The sequence below is a fragment of the Kitasatospora sp. NPDC114501 genome (assembly GCF_055633695.1).
The window spans coordinates 383,545-407,982 of sequence record NZ_JBVKDS010000004.1 but is presented as its reverse complement, the minus strand read 5'-3'; the positions used below and the strand labels follow the sequence as shown (position 1 = coordinate 407,982).

Annotated in this window: 21 protein-coding genes; 8 read left to right on the top strand and 13 right to left on the bottom strand. The window is 74.4% G+C overall.

What is annotated here, in order from left to right; genetic code table 11:
- Positions 1-97: 97 nt before the first annotated feature.
- Positions 98-2,284: a glycoside hydrolase domain-containing protein gene (locus ACZ7RU_RS10955; protein WP_470340570.1), complete on the bottom strand. Its 2,187-nt coding sequence runs from the start codon at positions 2,282-2,284 to the stop codon at positions 98-100.
- 501 nt (positions 2,285-2,785) lie between these two features.
- Between ACZ7RU_RS10955 and ACZ7RU_RS10950 the strand changes: the two genes are divergently transcribed.
- A complete protein-coding gene (locus tag ACZ7RU_RS10950) occupies positions 2,786-3,484 on the top strand; it encodes a S1 family peptidase (RefSeq protein WP_470340569.1) in 699 nt (232 codons plus the stop codon).
- A 117-nt stretch (positions 3,485-3,601) separates the two neighbouring features.
- On the opposite strand, the gene ACZ7RU_RS10945 is transcribed toward ACZ7RU_RS10950, so the two are convergent.
- Positions 3,602-4,342 carry a TetR/AcrR family transcriptional regulator gene (locus tag ACZ7RU_RS10945; RefSeq protein ID WP_470340568.1) on the bottom strand — a complete coding sequence of 247 codons (741 nt, stop codon included), beginning with the start codon at positions 4,340-4,342 and terminating at the stop codon, positions 3,602-3,604.
- 122 nt (positions 4,343-4,464) lie between these two features.
- On the opposite strand from ACZ7RU_RS10945, the gene ACZ7RU_RS10940 reads away from it, so the two are divergent.
- On the top strand, positions 4,465-4,803 hold the full coding sequence (locus ACZ7RU_RS10940; RefSeq protein ID WP_470340567.1) for a darcynin family protein: 339 nt from the start codon (positions 4,465-4,467) through the stop codon (positions 4,801-4,803).
- Positions 4,804-5,100: 297 nt separating this feature from the next.
- Here ACZ7RU_RS10940 and ACZ7RU_RS10935 read toward each other — a convergent pair whose 3' ends face one another.
- From ACZ7RU_RS10935 to ACZ7RU_RS10910, 6 genes are all read right to left on the bottom strand, one after another.
- Positions 5,101-6,006, bottom strand: a complete 906-nt coding sequence (locus ACZ7RU_RS10935; RefSeq protein WP_470340566.1) for a hypothetical protein — start codon at positions 6,004-6,006, stop codon at positions 5,101-5,103.
- Between the two features lie 96 nt (positions 6,007-6,102).
- Positions 6,103-7,410, bottom strand: coding sequence for an MFS transporter (locus tag ACZ7RU_RS10930; RefSeq protein ID WP_470340565.1), 1,308 nt, complete (start codon positions 7,408-7,410; stop codon positions 6,103-6,105).
- Between the two features lie 129 nt (positions 7,411-7,539).
- Positions 7,540-7,896, bottom strand: coding sequence for an ArsR/SmtB family transcription factor (locus ACZ7RU_RS10925; protein ID WP_470340564.1), 357 nt, complete (start codon positions 7,894-7,896; stop codon positions 7,540-7,542).
- 146 nt (positions 7,897-8,042) lie between these two features.
- Positions 8,043-11,204, bottom strand: a complete 3,162-nt coding sequence (locus ACZ7RU_RS10920; protein ID WP_470340563.1) for a SpaA isopeptide-forming pilin-related protein — start codon at positions 11,202-11,204, stop codon at positions 8,043-8,045.
- A 207-nt stretch (positions 11,205-11,411) separates the two neighbouring features.
- Entirely contained in the window at positions 11,412-12,875 is a 1,464-nt protein-coding gene (locus ACZ7RU_RS10915; protein ID WP_470340562.1) for a PTS transporter subunit EIIC, read from the bottom strand.
- A 31-nt stretch (positions 12,876-12,906) separates the two neighbouring features.
- A complete protein-coding gene (locus ACZ7RU_RS10910) occupies positions 12,907-13,503 on the bottom strand; it encodes a MarR family winged helix-turn-helix transcriptional regulator (RefSeq protein WP_470340561.1) in 597 nt (198 codons plus the stop codon).
- A gap of 186 nt (positions 13,504-13,689) precedes the next feature.
- Here ACZ7RU_RS10910 and ACZ7RU_RS10905 point away from each other — a divergent pair, with 186 nt between their 5' ends.
- From ACZ7RU_RS10905 to ACZ7RU_RS10890, 4 genes are all read left to right on the top strand, one after another.
- On the top strand, positions 13,690-14,889 hold the full coding sequence (locus ACZ7RU_RS10905) for a cytochrome P450 (protein WP_470340560.1): 1,200 nt from the start codon (positions 13,690-13,692) through the stop codon (positions 14,887-14,889).
- An 80-nt stretch (positions 14,890-14,969) separates the two neighbouring features.
- Complete coding sequence (locus ACZ7RU_RS10900) at positions 14,970-15,167, top strand: ferredoxin (protein WP_401115539.1); 198 nt, start codon at positions 14,970-14,972, stop codon at positions 15,165-15,167.
- Positions 15,164-16,363, top strand: coding sequence for an NAD(P)/FAD-dependent oxidoreductase (locus ACZ7RU_RS10895; RefSeq protein WP_470340559.1), 1,200 nt, complete (start codon positions 15,164-15,166; stop codon positions 16,361-16,363). Before ACZ7RU_RS10900 ends, ACZ7RU_RS10895 begins: the two co-directional genes overlap by 4 nt.
- Before the next feature lie 152 nt (positions 16,364-16,515).
- Positions 16,516-17,100, top strand: coding sequence for a hypothetical protein (locus ACZ7RU_RS10890; protein WP_470340558.1), 585 nt, complete (start codon positions 16,516-16,518; stop codon positions 17,098-17,100).
- A gap of 20 nt (positions 17,101-17,120) precedes the next feature.
- Here ACZ7RU_RS10890 and ACZ7RU_RS10885 read toward each other — a convergent pair whose 3' ends face one another.
- The 3 genes from ACZ7RU_RS10885 to ACZ7RU_RS10875 all read right to left on the bottom strand — a co-directional run bounded on the left by ACZ7RU_RS10885 (position 17,121) and on the right by ACZ7RU_RS10875 (position 19,764).
- Entirely contained in the window at positions 17,121-18,320 is a 1,200-nt protein-coding gene (locus ACZ7RU_RS10885) for an enoyl-[acyl-carrier-protein] reductase FabV (RefSeq protein WP_470340557.1), read from the bottom strand.
- A gap of 197 nt (positions 18,321-18,517) precedes the next feature.
- Positions 18,518-19,063, bottom strand: coding sequence for a GNAT family N-acetyltransferase (locus tag ACZ7RU_RS10880; RefSeq protein ID WP_470340556.1), 546 nt, complete (start codon positions 19,061-19,063; stop codon positions 18,518-18,520).
- 107 nt (positions 19,064-19,170) lie between these two features.
- Positions 19,171-19,764: a hypothetical protein gene (locus ACZ7RU_RS10875; RefSeq protein ID WP_470340555.1), complete on the bottom strand. Its 594-nt coding sequence runs from the start codon at positions 19,762-19,764 to the stop codon at positions 19,171-19,173.
- A gap of 190 nt (positions 19,765-19,954) precedes the next feature.
- On the opposite strand from ACZ7RU_RS10875, the gene ACZ7RU_RS10870 reads away from it, so the two are divergent.
- A complete protein-coding gene (locus tag ACZ7RU_RS10870; protein WP_470340554.1) occupies positions 19,955-20,377 on the top strand; it encodes an SsgA family sporulation/cell division regulator in 423 nt (140 codons plus the stop codon).
- A 133-nt stretch (positions 20,378-20,510) separates the two neighbouring features.
- Positions 20,511-22,220 carry a cytochrome bc1 complex cytochrome b subunit gene (gene qcrB / locus ACZ7RU_RS10865; RefSeq protein WP_470340553.1) on the top strand — a complete coding sequence of 570 codons (1,710 nt, stop codon included), beginning with the start codon at positions 20,511-20,513 and terminating at the stop codon, positions 22,218-22,220.
- On the opposite strand, the gene ctaF is transcribed toward qcrB, so the two are convergent.
- Both ctaF and ctaD read right to left on the bottom strand, forming a co-directional pair.
- Entirely contained in the window at positions 22,186-22,581 is a 396-nt protein-coding gene (ctaF, locus tag ACZ7RU_RS10860; RefSeq protein ID WP_470340552.1) for an aa3-type cytochrome oxidase subunit IV, read from the bottom strand. The two genes, qcrB and ctaF, sit on opposite strands and share 35 nt — an antisense overlap.
- Positions 22,578-24,293, bottom strand: coding sequence for an aa3-type cytochrome oxidase subunit I (gene ctaD, locus ACZ7RU_RS10855; RefSeq protein WP_470340551.1), 1,716 nt, complete (start codon positions 24,291-24,293; stop codon positions 22,578-22,580). Before ctaD ends, ctaF begins: the two co-directional genes overlap by 4 nt.
- Positions 24,294-24,438: the final 145 nt, after the last annotated feature.

Sequence of the window (24,438 nt, the reverse complement as noted above, 5' to 3'; positions counted from 1 at the left end):
TCCGGAGGCTCCGGTCACCTTCGCTCAGCAGCGAAAAGCGCCCCCGCACCCGAAGAAGTGACGGGGCGGGGGCGCCGGGCGGTGGGGTGTGGCCCGGTCAGCTCCGGGTGGCCACGAGCTGGCTGGAGCCGTCCGGCAGGCCGGCGATGGCGGCGCGCTGGGCCGGGAAGGTGCTCGCGCCGTACGGGCCCTGGACCGCGGCGAAGCCGGACCAGCTGCCGTTGGAGAAGCGGGTCTCGTGGTGGACGTTCCCGTCGTTGGCGATCACCGCCACCTGGGACGAACCGTCCGGCAGACCGGCGATGGCGACCGTCCGCGCGGCCAGGGTGGGCGTGCCGTTGCCGGGGAGCGCCGCGAAGCCCGACCAGTTCCCGTCGGCGAAGCGGGACTCGTGGTAGACGTTCGCGTCGCTGCCGATCACCAGGACCTGCGAGGAGCCGCCCGGCAGACCGGCGATGGCCACCCGCAGGGCCGCCATCCGGGAGCTGTTCACACCGGGCAGCGGGGCGAAGCCGCTCCAACTGCCGTTGGAGAAGCGGGTCTCGTGGTAGACGTTGCCGTCGCTGCCGATCGCGAGGACCTGGGCGGACCCGTCGGGCATACCGGCGATGGCGACGTCCGCGGCCGCCATGGTCGGGGTGCCGACACCGGGGAGCGCGCCGTAGCCGGACCAGCTGCCGTCGGCGAAGCGGGTGCGGTGGTAGACGTTGCCGTCGGCGCCGACGGCCAGCACCTGTGCGGAGCCGTCCGGCAGGCCCGCGATGCCGATCCGGCGGGGCCGCGATGACGGCGTGCCGTCGTCGGGCAGCGCGGCGAAGCCGCTCCAACTGCCGCCCGCGGCGCGGACACCGTGGTACAGCCGGCCGTCCAGGCCGATGCCCAGTTCCTGCGAGGAGCCGCCCGGCAGACCGGCGATCGCGGCCTCCGAGCCGCGGAACACGCCCGCTCCGCCCGTCAGCGGACTGAAGCCGGGCCAGGCGCCCGAGCTCTGGCGCACGCCGAGGAAGAACGCGGAGGTCTGGGACGGCGGGGCGGCGGTCAGCTGGATGTCGAGGTAGTCCTGGTCGATCCCGATCGAGTAGCCGCCCCAGGTCTCCGGGTTCTGCGGCGAGGCGTACTGGTGGGCACGCTGGTGGTCGGACCAGTAGCTCGCCGGTATCGCCGGGTCCTCGGTGTCCTCCCTGCCGTTCCAGTTGGCGCTGAAGACGGCGTCGGGCATGGTGTAGGCGCTGTTGCCGGCGTTGGCGACCAGGTCCTTGATGCCGGACGAGGAGCTGCTGTAGACACCGGAGTTGTAGCCCCAGGCGTGCAGTTCGTTGGTCCAGGCGGTGAGGAACCCGAGCGCCGCGGCCGAGTACTGCGGGGTGGTGTACGCCTCCATGTCGTAGTAGAGGATCGTGCCGGGGCCGAAGCCGAGGGCCTGGGCCTGGCTCACCGCGTCGTCGGCGGCGTTGGCGCCCTCCGTGGCGGGGTAGACGATCTTCGGGGCCTGCACGCCGACGTACAGCGGCATGAAGGCCCAGCCCGCGGCCTGCTGCTGCTGGACCCACGAGGCCGTCAGGTTCGGCTGGGCGCAGGCCCGCTTGGCGCCGCCGATGTAGATGCCCACCGCCCGGTACGGGGAGGAGGTCATCCACGCGTTCATCGCGGCGGCGGAGGGCGCCGTGCAGGCGTCGAACCCCTTGCCGGTGTAGTTCGTCGCCGACGCGGGTATCGACGCCACCGCCGACGGCGCGGCCGGTGCGGTCACGGCCTGGCCGGACGGCGCGGCCGAGGCGGCGGCGGACCGCGGGGCGGGGGCCGTCGGGGATCCGGCGGGCGCCGGCTCCGGTCGGTGCGCCGGCGCGGGGGTGAGCCCGGCGTCGGTGACGATCCGCCGCACCAGCGGCTGGTCCGTCTCGTACGTCGCGGTCACCGCGACGACGCCGTCGTTCGCCCGGATCGTCCGTGCGACGGGGTTGGACCCCTCCCGGTCCGCTACGGCGCCCGCGGCGGGCTCGACCAGCAGGGCCTCCGTACGGCCGATCAACCGCGGCGGGCAGACCTGCTGTTCGCCCGGGTGACCGAGGTACACCGCGTGCTGGTCGAAGCGGACGCAGGCCTGCGGGTCCACGGCCAGATCCACCACCGGCCAGGCCGCGGGCACCCGGAACACCCGGCCCTGGTACGTCACCGCCTTGGTGTCCGGACTTCCGGTGGGAGCTGCTGCGGCGGAGCCTGTGGCGGCGGGCGCCGCCACGAGCACGGCCACCACGACGGCCGCGGCGCTCCGGAGCGCTGTCATTGGGGACTTCACCCAGATCTCTCCTGACGTGACGAAGGCCGCACGCCGAGGAGTCGGCGTGCGGCGTCGGCCACGATATCCACGCCGGGTGCGGGGGCTGCCAGAGGCCCCACCGGCCGGCTCGTCGCCCTGATCCTCCGTCAACAGCCCTTCCGGGAGCGTTCGTCCGGTCGCGCTCCCCCGGAGGGGGCCGGGCGGTCGGGCTCGCCCACGCGTTCCCACCCGCCGTCATCAGCCCGTTCCAGGCGGCTTCCCTGTCCCGTCGCGGCGTTCCACGCAGCGGCGAACGCGCAGGTCAGGGCCCATTTCGTCGTTCCAGCGTCCCGGATCACCCGGCGGTGCTGGCCGGCGGGACGGATTCCGGGGCAGTCTGCGGTCCGGCGGCACCCGGTGCCGGGCCCGGCCGACCGGCCGGGCCACCACCTGGCACGACCACCGGGCGCGACCTCCGGACGATCCGGCCCCGCCGCCTCCCCTCCGATCCCAGAAGGAAGCCCTCACATGCGCACCTCGAACCGACGCCCGCTCGCCGTCCTCTCGGCCGCGGTCGGGCTGATCGCCGCCGCGGCCGCACCGGCCGCCGCCGTCCACGGCGGCTCGGACACCACGACCAGGTCCCACCCGTCCGTCGTGGCCCTGGAGACCGCCTCGGGCGAGCAGTGGTGCACGGGCGCGCTGATCGCGCCGACCAAGGTGCTCACCGCGGGCCACTGCGTCGCCGAGTCGGCCGACCCGGGCTCCCTGCGGGTCGTCGCCGGGCGGACCGACCTCACCGGCTCCGGCGGCCAGGTCCGCCGGGTGAAGGCCTACCGGGTGGACCCGCGGTACACCCCCGGCCTGGACCACGACTCCGCCGTCCTCACCCTGGACCGGCCGCTGCCGCAGCGGACGGTCCGCGTGGCGGGGCGGGGGGACGCGGCGCTCTACCGGTACGGCAGCACGGCCACGCTGCTGGGGTTCGGACGCACCGGCTCGGACGACCCGTACACCTCGCCCGACGACTCGCCGCTGCTCAAGGTCTGCGGCCTCCCCCGGGCCGGCACGACGGACAGCGTCTGCAAGGGGGACTCGGGCGGCCCGCTGGTGGTCGGCGGCGTGGTGATCGGTGTGGTCTCCACGGGCAACAAGTACTGCGACACCCAGCACCCGGTCTCGGTGTTCACCCGGGCCACGGACGTCCCCGCGGAGCTGCTGTCCTGACCGGGACGTTCCACGCCTCCACCCTCCCGCCACCCGCTCGCCGCGGCGGGGCCCTGCCCACCGGGCCCTGTCCCCCGCCGCCCGGTGCCGTGCACCGCCATCGCGCAGGGCCCGTCGTCAGGGGCGGCCTCCGGCGCGCTCGGCCGGTCCGGCCGTGGGAGCGCCGAGGGCGGCGAGCGTGTCGTGGAGGGTCTGTTCGAAGAACGGCTCGGGGTCCGCGAGGGTGAAGTCGAGGTGGCCGAAGGCCTCCAGGGCGACGAGGCCGTAGATCCGGGTCCGCGCCTGGACGAAGGCGGCCAGCACCGGCAGCGGGACGGGCTCGGTGAGGTGTTCGCGCAGGTCTTCGAACTGGGCCCACCACGACGGGGCCGGGTCCGGGACGGCTGTCGGGCGGATGACGCCCTCGCGCCACAGCCGGGTCATCAGGCCGAGGAAGACCTGGCCGAAGCGCCAGCCGGCGTCGTGGGCGGGGTCCTCGGGCGCGGTGCCGGCGTCGGGGACCGGCTTGCCGAAGATCAGGGTGAACTCGGCGCGGTGGGTGAGCGCCCAGCGGCGCAGCGCGCGGGCCGCGTCGGCGAGGCGTTCGAGGGTCGGGGCGTCGGGGTGGCGGTCGCGGGCGGCTTCCAGGTCGGCGGCGAGGTCGAGGTAGAGGTCGGCGACGACGGCCTGGACCAGGGCGCGGTGGTCGGGGAAGTAGCGGCAGACGCCGGGGGCGGTCATGCCGACCGCCCGGGCGGTGGCGCGCAGGGTGAGCGCCGTGGGGCCCTCCTCGGCGAGGAGGGTGCGTGCGGCGGCGACGATCTCGGCGGCGGTCCGCTCACGCTGGCGCTCGCGTCGGGTGGGCTGCTTCTCGGGCATCCGGTCTCCCCGGCTTGACTTTGTTAACGGTGTCAGCTGTAGCTTACATCGTCAGCACTTCGAGGCGGCAGCCACGGCCGAACGGGCCGTCACCCCGTCGCGACCCCAGGGGGATCCATCCGATGTACATGATCGTTCTCGGCTACTCGTTCACCACCCGGTGGCTGGCGCTGCCCCGGCCCGAGCGCAACCGCCTGCGCGAGACCCACCTCGCCCCGGTGGTCGCGAAGTACGCGGACCGGGTGCGGACGCGCTTCTTCGACGCGGAGGCCTTCCAGACCCGCTTCACCGACTTCGCCCTGCTGGAGACCGAGGACCTGACGGCCTACTACCACCTGGTCGAGGAACTGCGGGACACCCCGCTGATCCACCAGGGCTACGTCGAGTTCAAGGACGTCGTGCTGGGCGTCGAGGACGGCTACCGGCACTTCGAGCGCACCCTGGCGGAGGGCGCCGCATGAGCACGGCCACCGTCGCGCCCGCGGGCCGCCCGCATGATCGGCGCCCGGTCACGCTCCTGCGGGCACTGACCTGCGCGTCCCTCCTCGACACGCTCGTCCAGGCCGCCCGGCCGGGCTGTCCGTCACCGGCGACGTCGACCTGCTCGCCTGGCACGACGCGAGCGCCCGACTCCCCGCCGCGCTCGCCGCCGGGCGCGGGGACATGGCGATGACGGCCACCTTCGACGTCGTCCAGCCGGCCCGGCGTCCGGCCCCGTCCGGACGCCGCCACAGGCGCAGGACCGGGCCGGACGGGGTTCACCGGTCGCGCAGCAGGACCGACAGCGGACGGGCGGTCGCCTGCGCGGCGGGCCGGGTCAGGTGCAGGGCGGTGTGGAAGAAGCCGTCGGTCTCCTTGCCGCGGGGATCGTCGCCGGCCGCGGACACCGCGGCGACGGCGAACCGCTGTTCGTCGGCGTCGGTGAAGCGCCGCTGCGGGTAGGTGCGGGAGGTGTCCCGCTCCGTGGTCAGGCCCAGCGGGGCCAGCCCGTCGGCGATGCCCCGGTAGGGGACCGTACGCAGCGCGAAGGCGGCCACCCACGGCGGCTCCTGCCGGCCTTCCAGCAGCGGACGGAAGGTGCGGGCGGACAGGAAGCTCGCCCCGCCGGTCACGGTGATCAGTCGGGTGTCCCGGGTGGCCTGGGACAACTCCGGGCTGGGGGCGCCGGTTTCCAGGTTCTCGACGAACCCGGCGTCGAGCAGGCCGGAGGCGAGCCCGTAGGCGACGGCCGGCTCGGAGATGTCGAGGCCGATGACGGGTACGGCGTCCGGACGACGGCGCTCCGCGAAGAACTTCCGGTCCGACTCGACCAGTTCGGCGGTGGTCAGCCGGGCGATCCGCGGCGAGGTGTAGCGGTCGTACAACTCCTCCAGCGTGACCCGGTGGTTGAGCAGGGCCGCGTTGATGCCGTACGAGCAGCAGACGTCCAGGACCGTGCCCCCCGACTCGCGGCCCGGGCGGCCCGCCGCGTGCTCGGGACCTCCGGGGAGGCCGGCCAGGGGCAGCAGGCCGCGGAAGACGCGCTGGGCGTGATGGGGTATCTGGTACTCCAGCGCCCCCAGGACGCCGAAGTACGACCGGGGGTCCGGTCGGCTGTAGAGGTCGTCGAACCGGGTCATCTGCGTCGGCGTACCCGGGGTGTGCTCGTTGCCGGCCGCGCTCATCGGGGCACCTCCTCTTTCGGATGGACCATCCATAACGCGCTGTCCGCCGATTGGAAAGGGCGCCGATCCGGCCACCGGGCACGGCCGCCCGACCGGTCAGCCGGGAACGGCGGCGTCCCGCTTCCCGCCCTCCACCGGCGCCAGGACCGGGGCCGTCCGCCCGGGCACTCCGCGCCAGGCGCGGGCGGCCAGCACCCCGGAGGCCAGGGCGACGACGCCGAGCGCGGCGGAGGCCGCGGTGAGGCCGAGAGCCGCCCCGAGCCAGCCGGCCAGCGGGTAGGTGAGCAGCCAGCACCCGTGGGAGAGGGAGAACTGGGCGGCGAAGACCGCGGGGAGGTCCTCCGTGGCCACCGAGTCGCGCAGGACGCGGCCGGTGGGGGTGAGGATCAGCGAGCCGACCGCACCGAAGGCGGCCCAGACGGCGAGCAGGACGGGCCAGCGCCAGGCACCCGGCCCGGCGGCCGTGAACGCGGCGAGCAGGGCGAACAGGCCGACGATCCCGAAGGCCGCCGGGATCATGACGATCCGGTCCGGGAGCCGGTCCAGCACCTGGGGCAGCAGCAGGGCCACGGCCATCGACCCGGCCCCGTAGGCGCCGAGCGCGATCGGGACGTCGGTGGCGGGACGGCCGAGCCGGCCTCGGACGTAGACGACGGTGTTGACGATCACCATGGCGCTGCCGGCGGCCGCCGCGAGGTCCAGGGCGAGCATCGCGCGCAGCCGGGGCACGGCGAGGAACAGCCGGGTGCCGCGGACGGACCTGGCGAGGACGCCCCCGCCCGCCTCCACCCGCTCCTCCGCCCGCTCCGCCCGCTCCACCCGCTCCGGCGCGACCGGCTTGGGCAGGACGGCGGAGACCACCAGGGCGGCGGAGGCGAGGAACCCGGCGGCGGTGCCCCAGAACAGCCAGTTGTAGCTGATCAGGGCGAGCAGGGCGGCCGCGAGCGCCGGGCTGACCAGGCTCTCGGTGTCGTAGGCGAGCCGGGACAGCGACAGGGCGCGGGTGTACGCCCGCTCCTCGGGCAGCACCTCGGGGATCACCGACTGGAAGGCCGGGGTGAAGGCCGCCGAGGCGGACTGCAGGACGAAGATCAGGACGTGGACCTGCCACACCTCGGTCACGAACGGCAGGCCGAGGGCGACGGCGGCCCGGGTGAGGTCGGAGGCGGCCATCAGGCGCCGGCGCGGGATGCGGTGGGCCAGCGCGGTGACCACCGGCGCGATCCCGACGTAGGCGAGCATCTTGATCGCCAGCGCGGTGCCGAGCACCGATCCGGCGTCCGCTCCGGCGAGGTCGTACGCGAGGAGGCCGAGCGCCACCGTGGCGAGGCCGGTGCCCACCAGGGCGACGATCTGGGCGGCGAACAGGTGCAGGTAGGTGCGGTTGCGCAGCACGGACAGCATGTGGGACCCCCGCTCGGACCGGGCACGGCAGGACGACACCACCAGGATAGGTCAACATGTGCACGCATGTGCACGTGTTGACCGAAAAGCGGCCCGCACCCCTCAAGGCCACGGCCCGAACGGAACGGGTCAGTCGTGCGGCGGGAGTCCGCCGATCTGGTGGTCGGCGACGCTCAGCGCCTCGTCGACCAGCCGGCGCAGATGACCGTGGCGCAGCGCGTACACGACGCGTCGGCCGTCCTTGCGGGCGGTGACCAGGCCGGCCAGCCGGAGCTTGCCGAGGTGCTGGCTGACCGAGGTCCGGGGGGCACCGGTCGCCTCGGTGAGCGTGGTCACGTCGGCCTCACCGGCGCTCAGCCGCTGGAGGAGGGCGAGCCGGGTGCGGTCCGCGAGCAGCGCCAGGATGCCGGCCGCGGCATCCAGCCGCTCGTCGTTCCGACGCTCCTGCGCATGGTGCGCACCTGATACCTGAAGGCTCCCGCTCATGGCGCCATCGTAGGGCCACGGCGTCCCGGAACGCCGTCCGGGCCGTGACAGCACGCGGACCGGACGTGCCGAAGCGCCCGGGGCACGGGCCCCGGGCGCTTCGGGCCGGAGGAGCCGCCGTCGGCTCCTCCGGCCAGGTCGTCGGATCAGGCGTTCGCGCCCCACAGGGCACCCGGCACGGCCGTGTGGCGCACGGACTCACGCCAGTCGTCGCCCGGCGGGCAGGGGGTGGGCGGACACGGCGGCGGCGGGCACTCCTGCCGGTCCTCGACCGTGATCGCCACGCACGGGCAGTCCTCGGTCAGCTCGACCGTGCTCACCGCGGGCTGCGACAGCTCGTACCCGGGCGGCGCCGCGGTCTCCTGCCAGTAGTACGTGCCCAGCGGCAGGCCGCTCGCCGAGCAGACACCCGTGGCCGGGGTGACGCACGGCGAGCCCACGGCGGTGTCCGGGTTGACCCCGGTGGTCTGCAGGCCCGGGATGCCGTTGGTCTCGTGCCACAGCTGGAAGGTCGCCCCGGCCAGCGGGTGGCCGGTGTCGGCGTCGACCTTGGTGACGGAGGTGGAGCCGGTCGGGACGACCGTCTTCACGTCCTTGACGGTGACCTGGACGTTCGGCCGGCGCCCGTCGAGGACGACGGTGGTCACCGCGGGCCGCGGCAGCTCGTACCCGGGCGGCGCCACGGTCTCCTGCCAGTAGTACGCACCCAGCGGGAGGTCGTCCGCGGAGCAGACACCCGTGGCCGCGGTGACGCACGGGGCGCCGACCATGGTGTCCGGGTTCGTCCCGGTGGTCTGCAGGCCGGGGACGCCGTTGGTCTCGTGCCACAGCTGGAAGACGGCGCCGGCCAGCGGGCGGCCGGTCTCGGCGTCGACCTTGGTGACGGTGGTGGAGCCGGTCGGGACGACCGCCTTCACGTCCTTGACGGTGACCCTGATGTGCTGCCCGTCGGTGTCCAGCACCACGGACGTCACGGCCTGCTGCGGCAGGTCGTACCCGGGAGGTGCGTCGGTCTCCTGCCAGTAGTAGGTGCCCAGCGGCAGCCCCTCCGCGACGCATTCACCCGTCGCCGGGGTCACGCACGGCGAGCCCACGGCGGTGTCCGGGTTGGCCCCGGTGGTCTGCAGACCGGCCACGCCGTTCGTCTCGTGCCACAGCTGGAACGTCGCCCCCGCCAGCGGCCGCCCCGTGACGGAGTCGACCTTGGTGACGGTGGTGGCGCCGACGGGAGCACTGGTCCTGGCGTCCTGGACGGTGACCGGGACGTTCTGCCCGTTCGCGTCCAGGACCACGGTGGTCACGTTGAGCTCGGGCAGGTCGTACCCGTTGGGGGCCGAGACCTCCTGCCAGTAGTACGTGCCCAGCGGCAGGCCGCTCGCCGAGCAGACGCCCGACGCCGGGGTCACGCACGGCGAACCCACGGCGGTGTCCGGGTTGGCCCCGGTGGTCTGCAGACCGGCCACGCCGTTCGTCTCGTGCCACAGCTGGAAGGTCGCCCCCGCCAGCGGCTGCGAGGTCGCGGAGTCGACCTTGGTCACGCTGGTGGACGCGGTCGGCGCGGCGGTCTCGGTGTTGTCGACGGTGACCGGGACGTTCTGCCCGTTGGTGTTCAGCACCACGGTGGTCACGTTGAGCGCGGGCAGGTCGTAGCCGGGAGGAGCGGCGGTCTCCTGCCAGTAGTACGTGCCGAGCGGCAGGCCGCTCGCCGAGCAGACACCCGACGCCGGGGTCACGCACGGCGAGCCCACGGCGGTGTCCGGGTTGGCCCCGGTGGTCTGCAGACCGGCCACGCCGTTCGTCTCGTGCCACAGCTGGAACGTCGCCCCCGCCAGCGGCTGCGAGGTCGCGGAGTCGACCTTGGTCACACTGGTGGACCCGGTCTCGACGACCGGGCTCAGGGTGTCCCGGACGGTGACCGGCACGTTCTGCCCGCCGGTGGTGAGCACCACGGTCGTCACCGCGGGCTGCGGCAGGTCGTAGCCGGGAGGAGCGGCGGTCTCCTCCCAGTAGTAGGTGCCCAGCGGAAGGTCGGCCGTGGAGCAGACGCCGTCCGCGCCGGTGGTGCAGGGGGCGCCGACCTTGGTGTCCGGGGTGGTCCCCGAGGTCTGCAGGCCCGCGACGTCGTTGGTCTCACGCCACAGCTGGAAGGTCGCGCCCGCCAGCGGCTGCGAGGTGACGGAGTCGACCTTCGTCACACTGGTCGAGCCGGTGGGCGCCGGGGGGTTGCCGCACTCCGGGAGGTCGCCGTTGAACGGGTAGGCGTGGAACTCGGTCCCGGTCATCCCCGAGCCCGAGTTGTGCAGCAGCGAACCGGTGGTGAAGAACCGTCCGTTCAGGCCGGGCAGGTTCATGGTGGCGGTGCTGGCCGGGTTGCCGACCAGCACGCTGCCCTGGAACTGCCCCGAGCCCGTGAGGGTCACGGTCGTCGCGGTGGGGAAGTTCCACAGCAGGCGCTCGCGCAGCTGGTTCCAGGGGTCGGTGTCCACCAGGCCGCCGCTGTAGGTGTTGATGGTGCGGGCGCCGCCCACGAGGTTGACCAGCACCGTGGCGTTGGCGGGGATGCCGGCGAACGCGATGCCCTGGGTGCCGCCCCCGTTCCCGACCAGGTCGAAGTCGACGTTGAAGACCTGGAGGGCGGAGCTGCCGTCACCGGTGAACAGGGTCTGGTACCCCTGGTTGACGGCGGTCCCGGTGGCGGGGCGGGGCGTGCCGACCCCGGCGTAGCACTCGCTCGCCGTCTGCAGCTGGCCGCGCAGCGGCGTGTAGGCGGCCACGGCCTGCGGGTCCTGGACCTTCGTACCGGTGATGGTGCCCGTGGCGGTGCCCGCGTAGCGGACCACGCCCCCGTCCGCCAGGAGGGTCTGGCCCGGGGCCACGGTGACGTTGCCGCCGGCGGTGAGGAAGTCGGCGCCGTCCGGCGGGGGGACGCGTGAGCCCACGCCGACGATGCCGATGTTGTACACCGAGCTGACCCCGGCGGCCTTGTTCATGTCGAAGTTGCCGAGGGTCACCACATGCCCCTCGGCCTCCGCGGCCGAACCCCTGACGTCGAAGTCGCCGCCGACGAAGATGTTCACGCCGGCGTCGCGTCCGGCGAAGGGGCCGTTGTTGACCGGCGGGAACGTGGCCGGACAGTCCGCGCCCAGGCAGGGCCCGAGGCCTCCGGGCAGGCCGGCCGCGTGGGCGGCCGTCGGTGCGACGAGCGACATGCCGAAGGGGACGAGCGCCAGGGCCAGGGCGGAGCCCATCGCCCTGCCGAGTCGGCGTCTCCAGGTGACGGCGGTCGCCGGATTCTGACTGGGCTTCACCTCGGTCCTTTCATCTGTGGATGCAGTGCGGCCCTCGGAGTGTCCTGGGCCGGAGCGCCGGGCGGCGGTGACACGCGAACGGTTTCGCCTGAACGCCGCGCCGGTGCACCCGGTCGGCGGCACCGGGCCCGGCGGGCCGGACCGGCTGGGTCTCCCGGCCCCAGGCCGCACCGGGCCGCCGCCGAGGACCTCGGCGGCGGCCCGCGGCTATCCGGGGCTCCCGCCCGTGACGGCGGGGGCGTCGAACTCGGCGAGGGTCTCGCGGGTGAAGCCGAAGAAGTACGTGGCCAGGAAGCCCGCGAGGTAGCCGGTCAGCAGCCCGCCCCCGTAGACGGCGGCGCCCACCAGGAGTCCGTGCGAGTCGGCCAGCAGCGGGAACAGGGCCCAGCCGGAGGGCCCGATCGCGGTGGAGCCCACCGCGTCGCCGAGCTGGCCGGCCGCCCCGACGAAGGCGCCGCCCGCGGCTCCGCCGACGCAGGCCGTGACGAAGGGGCGCCCCAGCGGCAGGGTCACCCCGTAGACCAGGGGCTCGCCGACGCCGAGCAGGCCGGCCGGGAGGGCGGACCTGATGGTGGCCCGGAGGGGGGCGTTGTGCCGCAGCCTCAGGTAGACGGCGACCGCGCAGCCGACCTGCCCGGCGCCGGCCATCGCGAGGATCGGCAGCAGGACGGTGGAGCCCTGCTGTTGGATCAGGGTGGTGTGGATCGGGATCAGCGCCTGGTGCAGGCCGAGCATGACCAGCGGCAGGAAGAGGCCGCCGAGCACGAGCCCGGCGAGCAGGCCGCCGTGGGCGAGCAGCCAGGTGGCGCCGCGGCCGATGGCGGTGGAGACCTCCCCCGCGACGAACATCAGCCCGAACAGCGCGGCCAGCCCGCCGAGCAGGACGGTGACGGTGGGGGTGACCAGGACGTCCAGGGCGGCCGGCACCAACCGGCGGGTCCAGCGCTCCAGGTGGACCGCCAGCAGCGCGGCGCCGAGCGCCCCGACCACCCCGCCCTGCCCGGGGGTGAGGTGGTGCCCGAAGGCCTCCACCTTGGCGACCCCGGCGTAGACGATCACACTCGCCACGGCCCCGCCGAGCACGGGTGTGCCGCCGAACTCCTTCGCCGTGTTGTAGCCGACGAAGACGGCGATCAGGGACATGAACCCGGAGGAGACCGGGCCCAGGGCGGTGACCAGGGCCGGCGCCCAGCCGAGGTTGGCGAGGGCGCCGGAGAGGCCGGCGACGATGCCGCAGCCGATCAGGGCGGGGATCAGCGGGACGAAGATGTTCGCGATCCGCCGCAGCGCCAGCTTCACCGGGGTGGCGTTGCGCTGCCGGGCCTCGGCCCGGAGGCGCTCGCCGCGCCCGGCGAGCGCCTCGGCGGTGGGGGCGTCCCGGGCTCCCGGTCCGGCTGCTCCGGCCGGTGCGGCGGCGGGCTCCAGGAGGCGGCGGAGCCGCGCGGTGACCCCGGCGACGGCGGCGGGCCCGAGCACGATCTGGTAGGTGTCGTCCTCGACCGTGCCCAGGACCGCCGGCAGCGCCCGCAGCGCCTCGGTGTCGACCAGGGAGCGGTCCGTCAGGCCCAGCCGCAGCCGGGTCATGCAGTGGGCGACCGAGTGGATGTTGGCGGCGCCACCGACCAGCGGGAGGATCGCCTCGGCCACGGCGCGGTTCTTCTCGTCCGACATGCCCGGGGACGTACCCGGGCGCTCCCCGCGCTCAACCGCCGTCGTGCGCGGCGGTGCTGAGCCGGGCGGCCGTCGCCGGGGGGCGGGCGGCGCCGTCCGCCCGGTCCGCGAGCGGGTCGTCCTCGGCCTGCATGGTGCGCACCCGGTGCACGTAACGGTCGATCAGGTGGCGCAGCACGCTGACGGTGGCGGCGACGTCCGGCTCGGGGACGCCGTCCAACGCCCCGGCGAGTCCGGCGATGTTGGCCTGTTTCAGACGGTCGAGCAGTTCCCGTCCGTCGGGGGTGATGGCCACCTGGCGGGCCCGCCGGTCCAGCGTGTCCTGGCTGCGTTCCACCAGCTGCTGGCCCTGGAGGCGGTCGATCTGGCGGGTCACGTGGGAGGGCTTGACCATCAGGCGGTCGGCCAGGTCGCTCACCCGGCTGGCGCCCGCGCCCTCGGCGAGCGCGCGCAGCAGGTAGACGTCCGAGCGGGCGGCGGTGATGCCGGCCCGCGCGGTGCGGCGCTCGTGCTCCTGTGACCGCGTCAGCAGGTAGGTCAGCGTGGCCAGGACGTCCTCCAGGCCGTCCAGGCACTCCGGCGGGGAGGCGGTGGTCCGGGCGTCCTCGGCGTCTTCTTCGTCCGACATGGGGGAACTGTAGCGATCGGGTGCCGACGGCGGCCGGGGCGGGGAAGCATGGCCGGATTCCGGACAGATTCGGCCGACACCCGGCACGCCCTTTCGCCACCACGGAACGCGAGTTAGCGTGACGTTCAGTTAGTTGCTTTGGGCACGTAAATACGCCCGGCCCAACTCCCGGAAGGGGACGCACCGATGGCCACCACCGAGAGGACCCCGCGCTTCACCCACCCCGCCGCCCGCGGCACCTGCCCGTTCGACCCGCCGCCCGCCTACGGGCGGGCCCGGCAGGAGGAGCCGGTCAGCCGCGTCTCCCTGTGGGACGGCTCCACCAGCTGGCTGGTCACCCGCCACGAGGACATCAAGGCGGTCCTCTCCGACGCCCGGTTCAGCTCCGACTCCACCCGGCCCGGCTTCCCGTTCATCAGCGCGGGCGCCCGGCAGCTGAACACCGGCCGGCCGACCATCATCCGGATGGACGAGCCCGAGCACTCCCGCTTCCGCCGGATGCTGACCGGCGAGTTCATGATCAAGAAGGTCGAGGCGCTGCGCCCCGAGGTCCAGCGGATCGCCGACGACCTGCTGGACCGGATGACCGACGGCCGCTCGCACGCCGACCTGGTCCGCGAGTTCGCCCTGCCGCTGCCGTCCCTGGTGATCTGCCTGCTGCTCGGCGTCCCCTACCAGGACCACGACTTCTTCCAGGAGCGCAGCCGCGTCCTGCTGCACCGTTCCGCCACCCCCGAGCAGGTCACCGCCGCCCAGGCCGAGCTCGCCGACTACCTGACCCGGCTCACCGAGGCCAAGCGCGCCCGGCCCGACGACGGCATCCTCAGCCGGCTGCTGGAGCGCGGCGAGCTGAGCACCGAGGAGATCGGCTCGATGGGCCGGCTGCTGCTGATCGCCGGACACGAGACCACGGCGAACATGACCGCGCTCTCCGTCCTCGCCCTGCTGCGCAACCCCGACCAGCTCGCCCACCTGCGCGAGCACCCCGAGGCCGTACCCGGCGCGATCGAGGAGCTGCTGCGCTACCTGACCATCGTGCACTCCGGCCTGACCCGGGTCGCCACCGAGGACGTCGAGCTGGACGGCGTGCGGATCAGGGCGGGCGAGGGCGTCATCTGCATGGTCAACACCGCCAACCGGGACGAGCGCGAGTTCCCCGGCGGCGACGAACTCGACCTGACCCGCGACGCCCGTCGCCACCTGGCCTTCGGCTTCGGCGTCCACCAGTGCCTGGGACAGCCGCTGGCCCGGCTGGAGCTGCAGATCGCGCTGACCACCGTCCTGCGGCGGCTGCCCGGACTGCGCCTGGCCGTCCCGTTCGAGGAGGTCCGCTTCCGCGGCGAGATGCTGGTCTACGGCGTCCACGAACTGCCCGTCGCCTGGTGACCCCAGCCGTCCCGACCACACCGACCCAGCCGCCCCGCAGCGGAGTTCGCGGCCGCGGCACCCGTTCCGAAGGGAAGACCATGCTCGTCCGGATCGACCAGGAGAAGTGCTGCGGCGCCGGGCACTGTGTGCTCGCCGCCCCCGACGTCTTCGACCAGCGCGACGAGGACGGCATCGTCGTCCTGCTCGACGCCGAACCGCCCGCCGGGCTCCACCAGGCCGTCCGGGACGCCGCCGCGGTCTGCCCGGCCTCGGCGATCAGCCTGGAGCAGGTGTGACCGCACTGCGGGAGGTGGCCGTGGTCGGCGCCGGCGCGGCCGGGCTGCACGCAGCCGAGGCGCTGCGCCGGTCCGGCTACGACGGCCGCCTCACCCTGATCGGAGCCGAACCGGAGCCGCCGTACGACCGGCCTCCACTGTCCAAGCACCTGCTCGGCGGGGAGTGGCAGCCCGACCGCCTGGCCCTGCGCGACCCCGAGGCGCTGGACGGGCTCCGGCTGGACCTGCGCCTCGGGGTCCGCGCCGAGCGGCTGGACCGCCGGGAACGCACCGTGCGGCTCTCGGACGGCCGGCGGGTGCGCTGCGACGCCGTGGTCGTCGCCACCGGGGTCCGCCCGCGCCGGCTCCCCGGCGCCGACGCGCCCCGGCCCGGGGCGCACGTGCTGCGCACCCTCGCCGACGCCCTCGCCCTGCGTGAGGAACTGCGGGCGGGCGTACGGCTGTTGGTGGTCGGCGGCGGGCTGCTCGGCGCCGAGGCGGCGGCCACCGCCGTCGGGCTCGGCGCCGAGGTGACCTGGCTGACCTCCACCGCCACACCGCTGGCCGCCGTCCTGGGCACCGAGACGGCCGCGCTGCTGACCGGCCTGCACCGCGAGCACGGGGTGCGGCTCCACCGGGGCGTGGCCACCGCGCTGCTCGAACGGTGCGGCCGGGCCGTCGGCGTCCGGCTGGCCGACGGCTCCGAACTGACCGCCGACGCCGTGCTGATGGCCGTCGGCTCCGAGCCGGCCACCGAGTGGCTGGCCGGCAGCGGCGTCCCGCTGGACGACGGCGTGGTCTGCGACGCCTACTGCGCCGCCGGCCCCGGCGTCTGGGCGGCCGGGGACGCCGCTTCCTGGCCCGACCCGCGCACCGGCCGCCACCGGCGCCTCGAACAGCGCACCAACGCGACCGAGCAGGCGATGCACGCGGCCCGGAACCTGCTGGCCGGCCCGGACGGCGCCCGGCAGGCCTACCGGCCGGTCCCCTACCTGTGGACCGACCAGTACGGGCTGCGGGTCCAGGTGTTCGGCCGGCCCGGCGGCGCGGAGCGGTTCGAGGTGGTCGACGGCAGCCTGGCGGAGCACCGGTTCGCCGCCGTCTGCGTCCGGGACGGCCTGGTCACCGGCGCGGTGGGGATCGCCTCCGCCCGGGCGCTGCGCGGGCTGCGCGCCCAGGTGGCGGCGCACGGCCCGTGGCCGCCCGAGGCCGGCTGAGGCCCCGGGCGGCTGCGTCCACCCACCGACCGGGCGGGTGCGGACCGCCCCGCCAACCGGGCGAGGCGGCGGGCGGAGCGGCATGGTGCGCGGGCCCCGGGACGGCGGGGCCCGGAGACTGGTGGCCCGCAGCCGGCCAGGGGAGAGCGCACATGGACGACCGCAGCCGCCGAGCCGCCCCGGGCCCTTCGGCCCCTGCCCCCGTCCCCGCCCCGGGGGCGCGCTCACGGGCCGGGGTCCTGGGCACCGCGCTGGCCGCCGTGCTGGCCTTCTCGCTCTCCTCCGGCTCGTGGCAGTGGTTCTCCGCCTACATCGGGCTGACCCTCCTGGCGGTGGTCCTGTCCTCCACCCACCCGCCGGCCCGCGCGACGGACGCGGGGGCCGGCTACGCCCGGAGCCTGGCCGCCTACGCGCTGGTCGTCGGGCTGAGCACGGCCCTCGCCCTGGCCCCCGCGATGCAGCGCTGGTCCTGGCTGTTCCCGATGCCGGGCACCCGCCGCACCTGCCCCCACCTGGGCGACTACGCGCGGCTGCAGGCGCAGTCCGTCCTCGGCGACCTGGCCGCCCAGGACGGCGCCGCGCTGGCCGCCGCCCAGGACGAACAGGCCCGGCAGGCCGTCGCCGGCTGCCTGTCCGCCACCACCACGCTCTGGCTGCCGGTGTACGCGCTGGGCGCGGCCCTGCTGGCGGCGCTCGTCGTCCGGCTGCTGGACCGGTCCCGTCCGCTGACGGGGTGACGCCCGGCGCTTCCCCCGGGCTACGCCTGCCCGGGCCAGGGCACCGAGGTCTCGACCCCGGCGGTGTAGTCGACGCCGGGGACGTCCCAGCCGTACAGCTGCCGGAACTGGTTGTAGAACCAGGCGGCCCCGGCCGGGTCGGCGGCCAGCGCGGCCGCCGGGTCGGCCCACAGCTCCCGCACCCGGTCCTGCACGGCGGGGTCGAGCTCCCAGCCGTCCAGGCGGATGCGGCCCTGCGCGTCCAGGGTGAGCTCCTTCGCTCCGGTCAGCTGCTCCCACAGGTCCACGGCCTGGTCGTCGGTGGTGCGCCAGCCGTCCTCGCCGAGGACGTTGCGCAGCAGCGAGGTGTACAGGGCGATGGAGGGGATGGCGGTGGACGCCTGGGTGACGGCGGCGCCGGCGACGACGGTGAACGCCCGGCCGCGGTCGGCGAGCAGCCCGGTCTGCAACTCACGCGCGGTGGCCTCCAGGTGCTCCTTGGCGGCGCCGATCGTGCCCTGCCGGTAGACCGGCGCGGTGATCTCGGAGCCGACGTAGGACAGGGCCACCGTGGTGAAGCCGGGGCCGAGCAGGTCCGCCTCGGCCAGCGCCCGCACCCACAGCCGCCAGTCCTCGCCGCCCATCACCTTGACGGTCGCCACCCGCTCGGCCTCGTCGGCCGGGGTGAGGTCGACGGTGCCGATCTGCGGGGCCCCGTCGTCGAAGAGCAGGGACGGCGAGGTGTACGGGGCGGTCAGCGGCTTGATCACCGAGTGGTGGACCTCCCCGGTGGCCGGGTCGGTGCGCCGGGGCGAGGCGAGCGAGTAGACCAGGTAGTCGACCGGGCCGTAGCGCTCGGCGAGGAGCTTGAGCACCCCGGCGCGGGTGGCGTCCGCGTAGGCGTCGGCGTTGACGAAGGTGAAGTCTCCGCCGTTCCGCTCGACCAGGTCCGAGGTCGCGGCGGTGCGGTACCAGCCGGCGGTGGCGGTGCGCCGTTCGGTGGCGGCGGCCTCGTAGCCGACGCCGATGCCGCGGATGCCCTGGCGGCGCAGCCCGGCGAGCAGGAGCGCCTGGCCGTATCCGGCGCTGGCGCCGAGGACCAGGGCGACCGGGGCCCGGCCGGCCGGTGCCGCGGGCTCGATGCGCTGCCACTGGCGGTCGACGGTGGCCGCGCTGCCGGCGGGGTGGGAGTTGACGATCAGGTAGCCCCGCTGCTTGGGGGTGATCTGCTGGATGCTCACGCGGTGGCGCCCTCTCCGATCCGGAGATCGTGATCATGGTGTCGTTCGTCCGGAGCCTATCCGCGTCGACGGGCGCGTCCTTTGCCATGCCGTCACGGAAGATCCGGCCCGCGCTTGTCGGAGGTCGTCATTGCGGCGCGGTCCCGCCTCGGCTATCCCGACCGCCCGGGGCGCCCGGCCGGCAGCGGGTCAGCCGGTCAGCCCCCGGGGCGGTCGAGCCGCCAGACCACGGCGGTCCCGCTGCCGGCCGGGGCGACCGGCACCGCCGCCGGCTCCCGCCGGAGCTCGGTGAAGCCCAGGCGGCGCGGGACGGCGGCGCTGGCGGTGTTGGCCCGGTCGTGCACGATCTCCAGGTACGCCACCTCCGGCAGGGTGAACATCTCCTCGGCCAGCGCCGCCACCGCCCGGCCGGCGAGGCCACGCCCGGTGGCGGCCGGGTGCAGCCAGTACCCGACGCGCCGGCCCCCGGGCTCGGCCGCGCGGGCGGCCTGGCACATGCCGACCGGGGCGCCGTCCTCGGCGATCGCGTAGTTGTACACCTCGCCGCTCACCCACCAGGTGTCGCACCTGGCGAGCAGGGCGCGGGTGTGCTCCTCGGAGTGCCCGGCCACCCATGGCTCCCAGGGGCGCAGGTGGTCCAGGGACTCCTCGATCAGCGCGAAGGCCACCGCGAAGTCCCGTTGCCCCCGCCAGCGCCGCAGCACGAGGTCCCCGCGGTCGATGACGTTCCCCGGTCGCACCATGACGGCCATGGTCCTTTCCCGCGCGGCGACACGCAACGGCCCGCCACGCGACGGCCCCCGTGCCCGCCCGGCGGGTGAACTGCCCCGCGCCGCCCACCCGTTGGGTGTCAGTGGCCGCCCCGGGGCTCGTCGCAGCCGGTGTGGTCCGGGTACCCGGAGAAGGCCTCCACCCGGACGGAGTCGGGGACCATCGTCCCGGTCAGGCACATCCCGGTGGCCTGGACGGTGAAGCCGACGGCGGTCCGCGCGCTGGCGTACACGTTCACCTTCTCCGCCGGGTAGCCGAGGCCGATGAGCCGGCCGCGGGTGCTGTCCGGGGCGTAGTCGTCGCCCGTGCGCAGCGGTTCGAGCGCCGCCTTGACGCGCCGCACGGCCGCCAGTCCGTCGCAGCGGCTCTGGCCGTACAGCGGGATGGGCACCTTGAAGCCGTGGTTCTCGGCGTAGTGGTCGAGCGGCGGTGCGGGCGGCACGGTGGGCACCTCCGTACGGTCGGGCGTCGGGGTCGGGGTCTCGCCGGGGCAGGGGAAGTCGACCGGCTTGCCCCGGGCCGTGGTCGCGGCCGCCGCCGTCGGCGTGCCGGTGCCGCCGCCCCCGCTCTGGGCGGTGTCCACGTGCCTCGTCCCGCAGCCCGCCGCCAGCACGGCGAGCACCGCCAGCGCCGGAAGGCCGAGGCGCCCCCGCCGGGTCCTGATCGTCGTCATCCCGCGATCATGCCCCGGCCGACCGGACCGCGCCACCCTCCGCGGCCGCGCCGCCGACGAACTGTCCAGCCATGCAACGGAGTTGTGGAGATTGCGTGCCCGTCGACTGCGCCCCGGTACACCGGGTAGGCGCCGGTCAGGGTTCCCGGACCGCCCGGGACCGGCGCCACGGCCACAGGAGGGTCGCTCGATGCAGATGCCCGTCCACCCGATGCCCGTCACCTTTCCCGACAGCCCGCTTCCCGACGTCCCGGTCGTCGCGGAGCTGCGGTTCGATCCCCGCCTGCCCTACGCGGCCTGCCTGGCGTTCCCGCTGACGCCCTGCGAGTGCGTACCGGCCGAGGCCCAGGTGTGCTGGTACTTCAGCCGGGAGCTGCTGAACGAGGGCCGGCACGCGCCGACCGGGAGCGGCGACGTCCTGGTGAGCCCGGGGCACGAGGGGGAGGTCCTGATCACCCTGCGGGGGCCCGACGGCGCGCAGGCCGTCCTCAGCGCGCCGGAGGGGGAGGTCACCGCGTTCCTGTCGGACTCCTTCCTGCTGGTGCCGGCCGGCGCGGAGTCCGAGCACCTGGACGTGGACGCCGCGCTGACCCGGCTGCTCGCGGAGGACTGACCGCCCGGCCGACCGGCCCGCGCCGCACGGGCCCACCCCGCCGTTGCGCCGTTGGAGTGCTCTGCCCCCGCCCGCCACGGCAACCGCGGCGCTCGGCCGCCCCGGGCCCCGCGAGGCCCACTAGGTTCCTGCCGTGGACGAAACCAGGGCTTCGAACGGGCGCGAGCCGTCCGCCGGCGAGCGCGTCACGGCCGGCCTGGACGGGCGGCTGCCGGTCACGGAGGCGGGCCGGGAACTGCTGCGCAAGGTCTTCCCGGACCACTGGTCCTTCCTGCTCGGCGAACTCGCGCTGTACAGCTTCGTGGTGCTGCTGCTGACCGGCGTCTACCTGACGCTCTTCTTCCAACCGAGCATGGACGAGGTCGTTTACCGGGGCGCCTACCTGCCGCTCAGCGGCGTACGGGTGTCCGAGGCGTACGCGTCCACCCTGCGGATCAGCTTCGAGGTGCGGGGCGGACTGCTGATCCGCCAGATCCACCACTGGTCGGCGCTGCTGTTCGCCTCCGCGATCGGCGTGCACCTGCTGCGGGTGTTCTTCACCGGGGCGTTCCGCCGCCCGCGCGAACTCAACTGGGTGATCGGGGTGACGCTGTTCAACCTCGCGCTGCTGGAGGGGTTCTCCGGCTACTCGCTGCCGGACGACACCCTCTCCGGCACCGGCCTGCGGATCGCCGAGGGCGTGCTGCTCTCGGTGCCGCTGGTCGGCACCTACCTCACCCTGTTCGCCTTCGGCGGCGAGTTCCCGGGGCACGAGGTCATCCCCCGGCTGTTCACCGTGCACGTGCTCCTGGTCCCCGGCCTGCTGCTGGCCCTGGTCGGGGCGCACCTGACCCTGGTGGTGGTGCTGAAGCACACCCACTGGGCCGCCCCCGGCCGCACCAACCGCAACGTGGTGGGGATGCCGTTCTTCCCCCAGTTCCTGACCCGCACGGTGGGCCTGCTGTTCGCGGTGGGCGGCGTGATGGCGCTGTCGGCCTTCCTCGCCGAGGTCAACCCGATCTGGCGGTACGGCTCCTACCGCCCCGACGTGGTCGCGACGGGCGCCCAGCCGGACTGGTACATCGGCTTCATCGAGGGGGCGCTGCGGCTGATGCCGGCCGCGGAGACCAGGGTGCTCGGGCACACCGTGTCGTGGAACGTCTTCCTCCCCGCCCTGGTGGTGCCCGGCCTGCTGTTCGCGGCGCTGTACGCCTACCCCTTCGTCGAACGGTGGCTCGACCCCGGCAGCGGCGAGCACCACCTGTGCGACCGCCCGCGCAACCGGCCCACCCGCACCGCGCTGGGCGCCGCCGGGATCACCGTCTACGCGGTGCTGCTGGTCGCCGGCGGCAACGACGTGATCGCGTACGCCTTCGAGGTCTCCGTCAACGCGCTCACCGTGGTGCTGCGGGCGGCGCTGGTCGTGCTGCCGCCGGTGGTCTTCGTGCTCACCCGGCGGCTCTGCCTGGCCCTTCAGGACCGGGACCGCGCCCGGCTGCTGCACGGCGACGAGACCGGCCGGATCGACCAGTCCCACGACGGCGGCTTCACCGGCCACCACCGCCCGGTGCCCGCCGCCGAGCGGTACGTGCTGCTGGCGCGCGCCGCGACGGACCCGGTGACCGCACCGGAGGGGGCGCCCCGGCGCCGACGGGTGCGCGCCGCGGCCAGCTCCTGGTTCCACCGCGACCGGGTCGAACTGCCTTCCACCGAGCGGGAGTCGGCGCACATCACGGCCGTCCTCACCGCCCCGGCACACCCCGCTCCCCCGGCCGTCCGGCCGCCCGGGCCGGTCCCGGGCGGCCCGCTCCGGCGGCTGCTGCGCCGCCTCAGCCCGCGCCGTGGTCGCGGTACTGGAAGATGAAGCCGGCCACGGCGAGCGCGAGCACCAGGGCGCCGACGACGATCAGCCACCGGGCGAACACCAGCCCCAGGGCGAAGACCGTCACACCGACCGCCGCGAGGACCGGGTAGCCGCTGCGGGCCGGGAAGAACCCCACCGGCCCGGCGGCCTCCGCGATCTCGGCCTCCTCGCGGTCCTGCGCCCGTCCGCCGCCCAGCCGCTGGTGCTGGACGAACCAGAACAGCGCGACCAGGCCGGACATCAGGAACGCCACCGTCAGGATCGCCTTGCCGGCCGGCTCCTGCGCCCAGAAGCCGTAGACCAGCCCGGTCACCGCGAAGAACGCCGTCATGACGGCGAACAGCCATCCCTCCGCCTTCACCGCCCGCTCCCCCGCTCACCGCTGCGGCCGTGCGGCACCCCGGCGGCGGCGCCCGACGACTCCTCCGCGGGCACCTCCGGATGGTGCAGGTCGAAGGCCGGCGACTCGGAGCGGATCCGGGGCAGCGCGTGGAAGTTGTGCGCCGGCGGCGGGCTGGAGGTGGCCCACTCCAGCGACCGGCCCCAGCCCCACGGGTCGTCCTCGGCGACCTTCTCGCCGTACCGGGTGGTCCGCCAGACGTTGTAGAAGAACGGCAGGTTGGAGACCCCGAGCAGGAACGACCCGATCGAGGCGCACACGTTCAGGGCCGTGAAGCCGTCCACCGCCAGGTAGCTCGCGTAGCGGCGCGGCATCCCCTGGGCGCCCAGCCAGTGCATCACCAGGAAGGTGGCCTGGAAGCCGGTGAACAGGATCCAGAAGTGCACCTTCCCCAGCCGCTCGTCGAGCATCTTCCCGGTGAGCTTCGGCCACCAGAAGTAGAAGCCCGCGAAGGTGGCGAAGACGACCGTGCCGAACAGTACGTAGTGCAGGTGGGCCACCACGAAGTAGCTGTCGGTGACGTGGAAGTCGATCGGCGGCGCCGCCAGCAGCACCCCGCTCAGCCCGCCGAACAGGAAGGTCACCAGGAAGCCGATCGACCAGAGCATCGGGGTCTCGAAGGACAGCGAGCCGTTCCACATCGTTCCGACCCAGTTGAAGAACTTCACCCCGGTGGGCACCGCGATCAGGAAGGACATCATCGAGAAGAACGGCAGCAGCACCTGGCCGGTGACGAACATGTGGTGCGCCCACACCGACATGGACAGCGCGGTGATGGCGATCGTCGCGCCGATCATCCCGTAGTAGCCGAACAGCGGCTTGCGGCTGAACACCGGGATGATCTCGCTGACGATGCCGAAGAACGGGATCGCGACGATGTAGACCTCGGGGTGGCCGAAGAACCAGAACAGGTGCTGCCACAGCAGTGCCCCGCCGTTCGCCGCGTCGAAGGCGTGCGCACCGAACTTGCGGTCCGCCTCCAGGCAGAGCAGCGCGGCGGTCAGCACCGGGAAGGCCAGCAGCACCATGACCGAGGTGAACAGCACGTTCCAGGTGAAGATCGGCATCCGGAACAGCGTCATGCCCGGCGCTCTCAGGCAGGTGATGGTGGTGATGAAGTTGACCGAGCCCAGGATGGTGCCGAGGCCGGCCACCACCAGGCCGAGCGCCCACAGGTCCCCGCCCGCCCCGGGTGAGAACAGCGGCCCGTTCAGCGGCGCGTACGCGAACCAGCCGAACGAGGGCGCGCCCCCGGTGGTGAGGAAGCCGCTCAGCACCATCAGCCCGCCCAGCAGGAAGGCCCAGTAGGTGAAGGCGTTCAGCCGGGGGAAGGCGACGTCCGGCGAGCCGATCTGCAGCGGCATGATCGCGTTGGCGAACCCGGCGAAGGTCGGGGTGGCGAACAGCAGGAGCATGATCGTGCCGTGCATGGTGAACAGCTGGTTGTACCGCTCGTTCGACAGCAGCCCGGTGTCCGGCCCCATCAGCTGGGCCCGCATCAGCAGCGCCATCGCTCCCCCGGCCAGGAAGAAGCCGAAGGCCGTCGCCAGGTAGAGGTTCCCGATGACCTTGTGGTCCGTGGTGAACAGCCAGCGCAGCAGCGTGCCGCCCTGCCGGACGCGCGCCCGGGTGCGGTGCCGCGCCCGGGGCGGCGCGGTGGACGAAGCGCTCATGGAACCTCCGCAGCGGAGCCGGTGACGCCCCCCCGGTCGCGGCGCCGATCCCCTCCCCGGCCCGGCGGAGGGCCCGCCCTCGCACGCCATCGCCGACCCTAGCGGCGGCGGCCCGGGCCGCCCGGGCGCCACGCGGTACGGCCCG

Coding starts and splice junctions, on each gene's coding strand:
- ACZ7RU_RS10870 (WP_470340554.1), top strand. CDS start 19,955: ATGCAGATGCCCGTCCACCCGATGCCCGTCACCTTTCCCGACAGCCCG.
- ACZ7RU_RS10890 (WP_470340558.1), top strand. CDS start 16,516: ATGGACGACCGCAGCCGCCGAGCCGCCCCGGGCCCTTCGGCCCCTGCC.
- ACZ7RU_RS10945 (WP_470340568.1), bottom strand. CDS start 4,342: ATGCCCGAGAAGCAGCCCACCCGACGCGAGCGCCAGCGTGAGCGGACC.
- ACZ7RU_RS10900 (WP_401115539.1), top strand. CDS start 14,970: ATGCTCGTCCGGATCGACCAGGAGAAGTGCTGCGGCGCCGGGCACTGT.
- ACZ7RU_RS10930 (WP_470340565.1), bottom strand. CDS start 7,410: ATGCTGTCCGTGCTGCGCAACCGCACCTACCTGCACCTGTTCGCCGCC.
- ACZ7RU_RS10905 (WP_470340560.1), top strand. CDS start 13,690: ATGGCCACCACCGAGAGGACCCCGCGCTTCACCCACCCCGCCGCCCGC.
- ACZ7RU_RS10935 (WP_470340566.1), bottom strand. CDS start 6,006: ATGAGCGCGGCCGGCAACGAGCACACCCCGGGTACGCCGACGCAGATG.
- ACZ7RU_RS10925 (WP_470340564.1), bottom strand. CDS start 7,896: ATGAGCGGGAGCCTTCAGGTATCAGGTGCGCACCATGCGCAGGAGCGT.
- ACZ7RU_RS10875 (WP_470340555.1), bottom strand. CDS start 19,764: ATGACGACGATCAGGACCCGGCGGGGGCGCCTCGGCCTTCCGGCGCTG.
- ACZ7RU_RS10950 (WP_470340569.1), top strand. CDS start 2,786: ATGCGCACCTCGAACCGACGCCCGCTCGCCGTCCTCTCGGCCGCGGTC.
- ACZ7RU_RS10880 (WP_470340556.1), bottom strand. CDS start 19,063: ATGGTGCGACCGGGGAACGTCATCGACCGCGGGGACCTCGTGCTGCGG.
- ACZ7RU_RS10955 (WP_470340570.1), bottom strand. CDS start 2,284: ATGACAGCGCTCCGGAGCGCCGCGGCCGTCGTGGTGGCCGTGCTCGTG.
- ACZ7RU_RS10910 (WP_470340561.1), bottom strand. CDS start 13,503: ATGTCGGACGAAGAAGACGCCGAGGACGCCCGGACCACCGCCTCCCCG.
- ACZ7RU_RS10915 (WP_470340562.1), bottom strand. CDS start 12,875: ATGTCGGACGAGAAGAACCGCGCCGTGGCCGAGGCGATCCTCCCGCTG.
- ctaD (WP_470340551.1), bottom strand. CDS start 24,293: ATGAGCGCTTCGTCCACCGCGCCGCCCCGGGCGCGGCACCGCACCCGG.
- ACZ7RU_RS10940 (WP_470340567.1), top strand. CDS start 4,465: ATGTACATGATCGTTCTCGGCTACTCGTTCACCACCCGGTGGCTGGCG.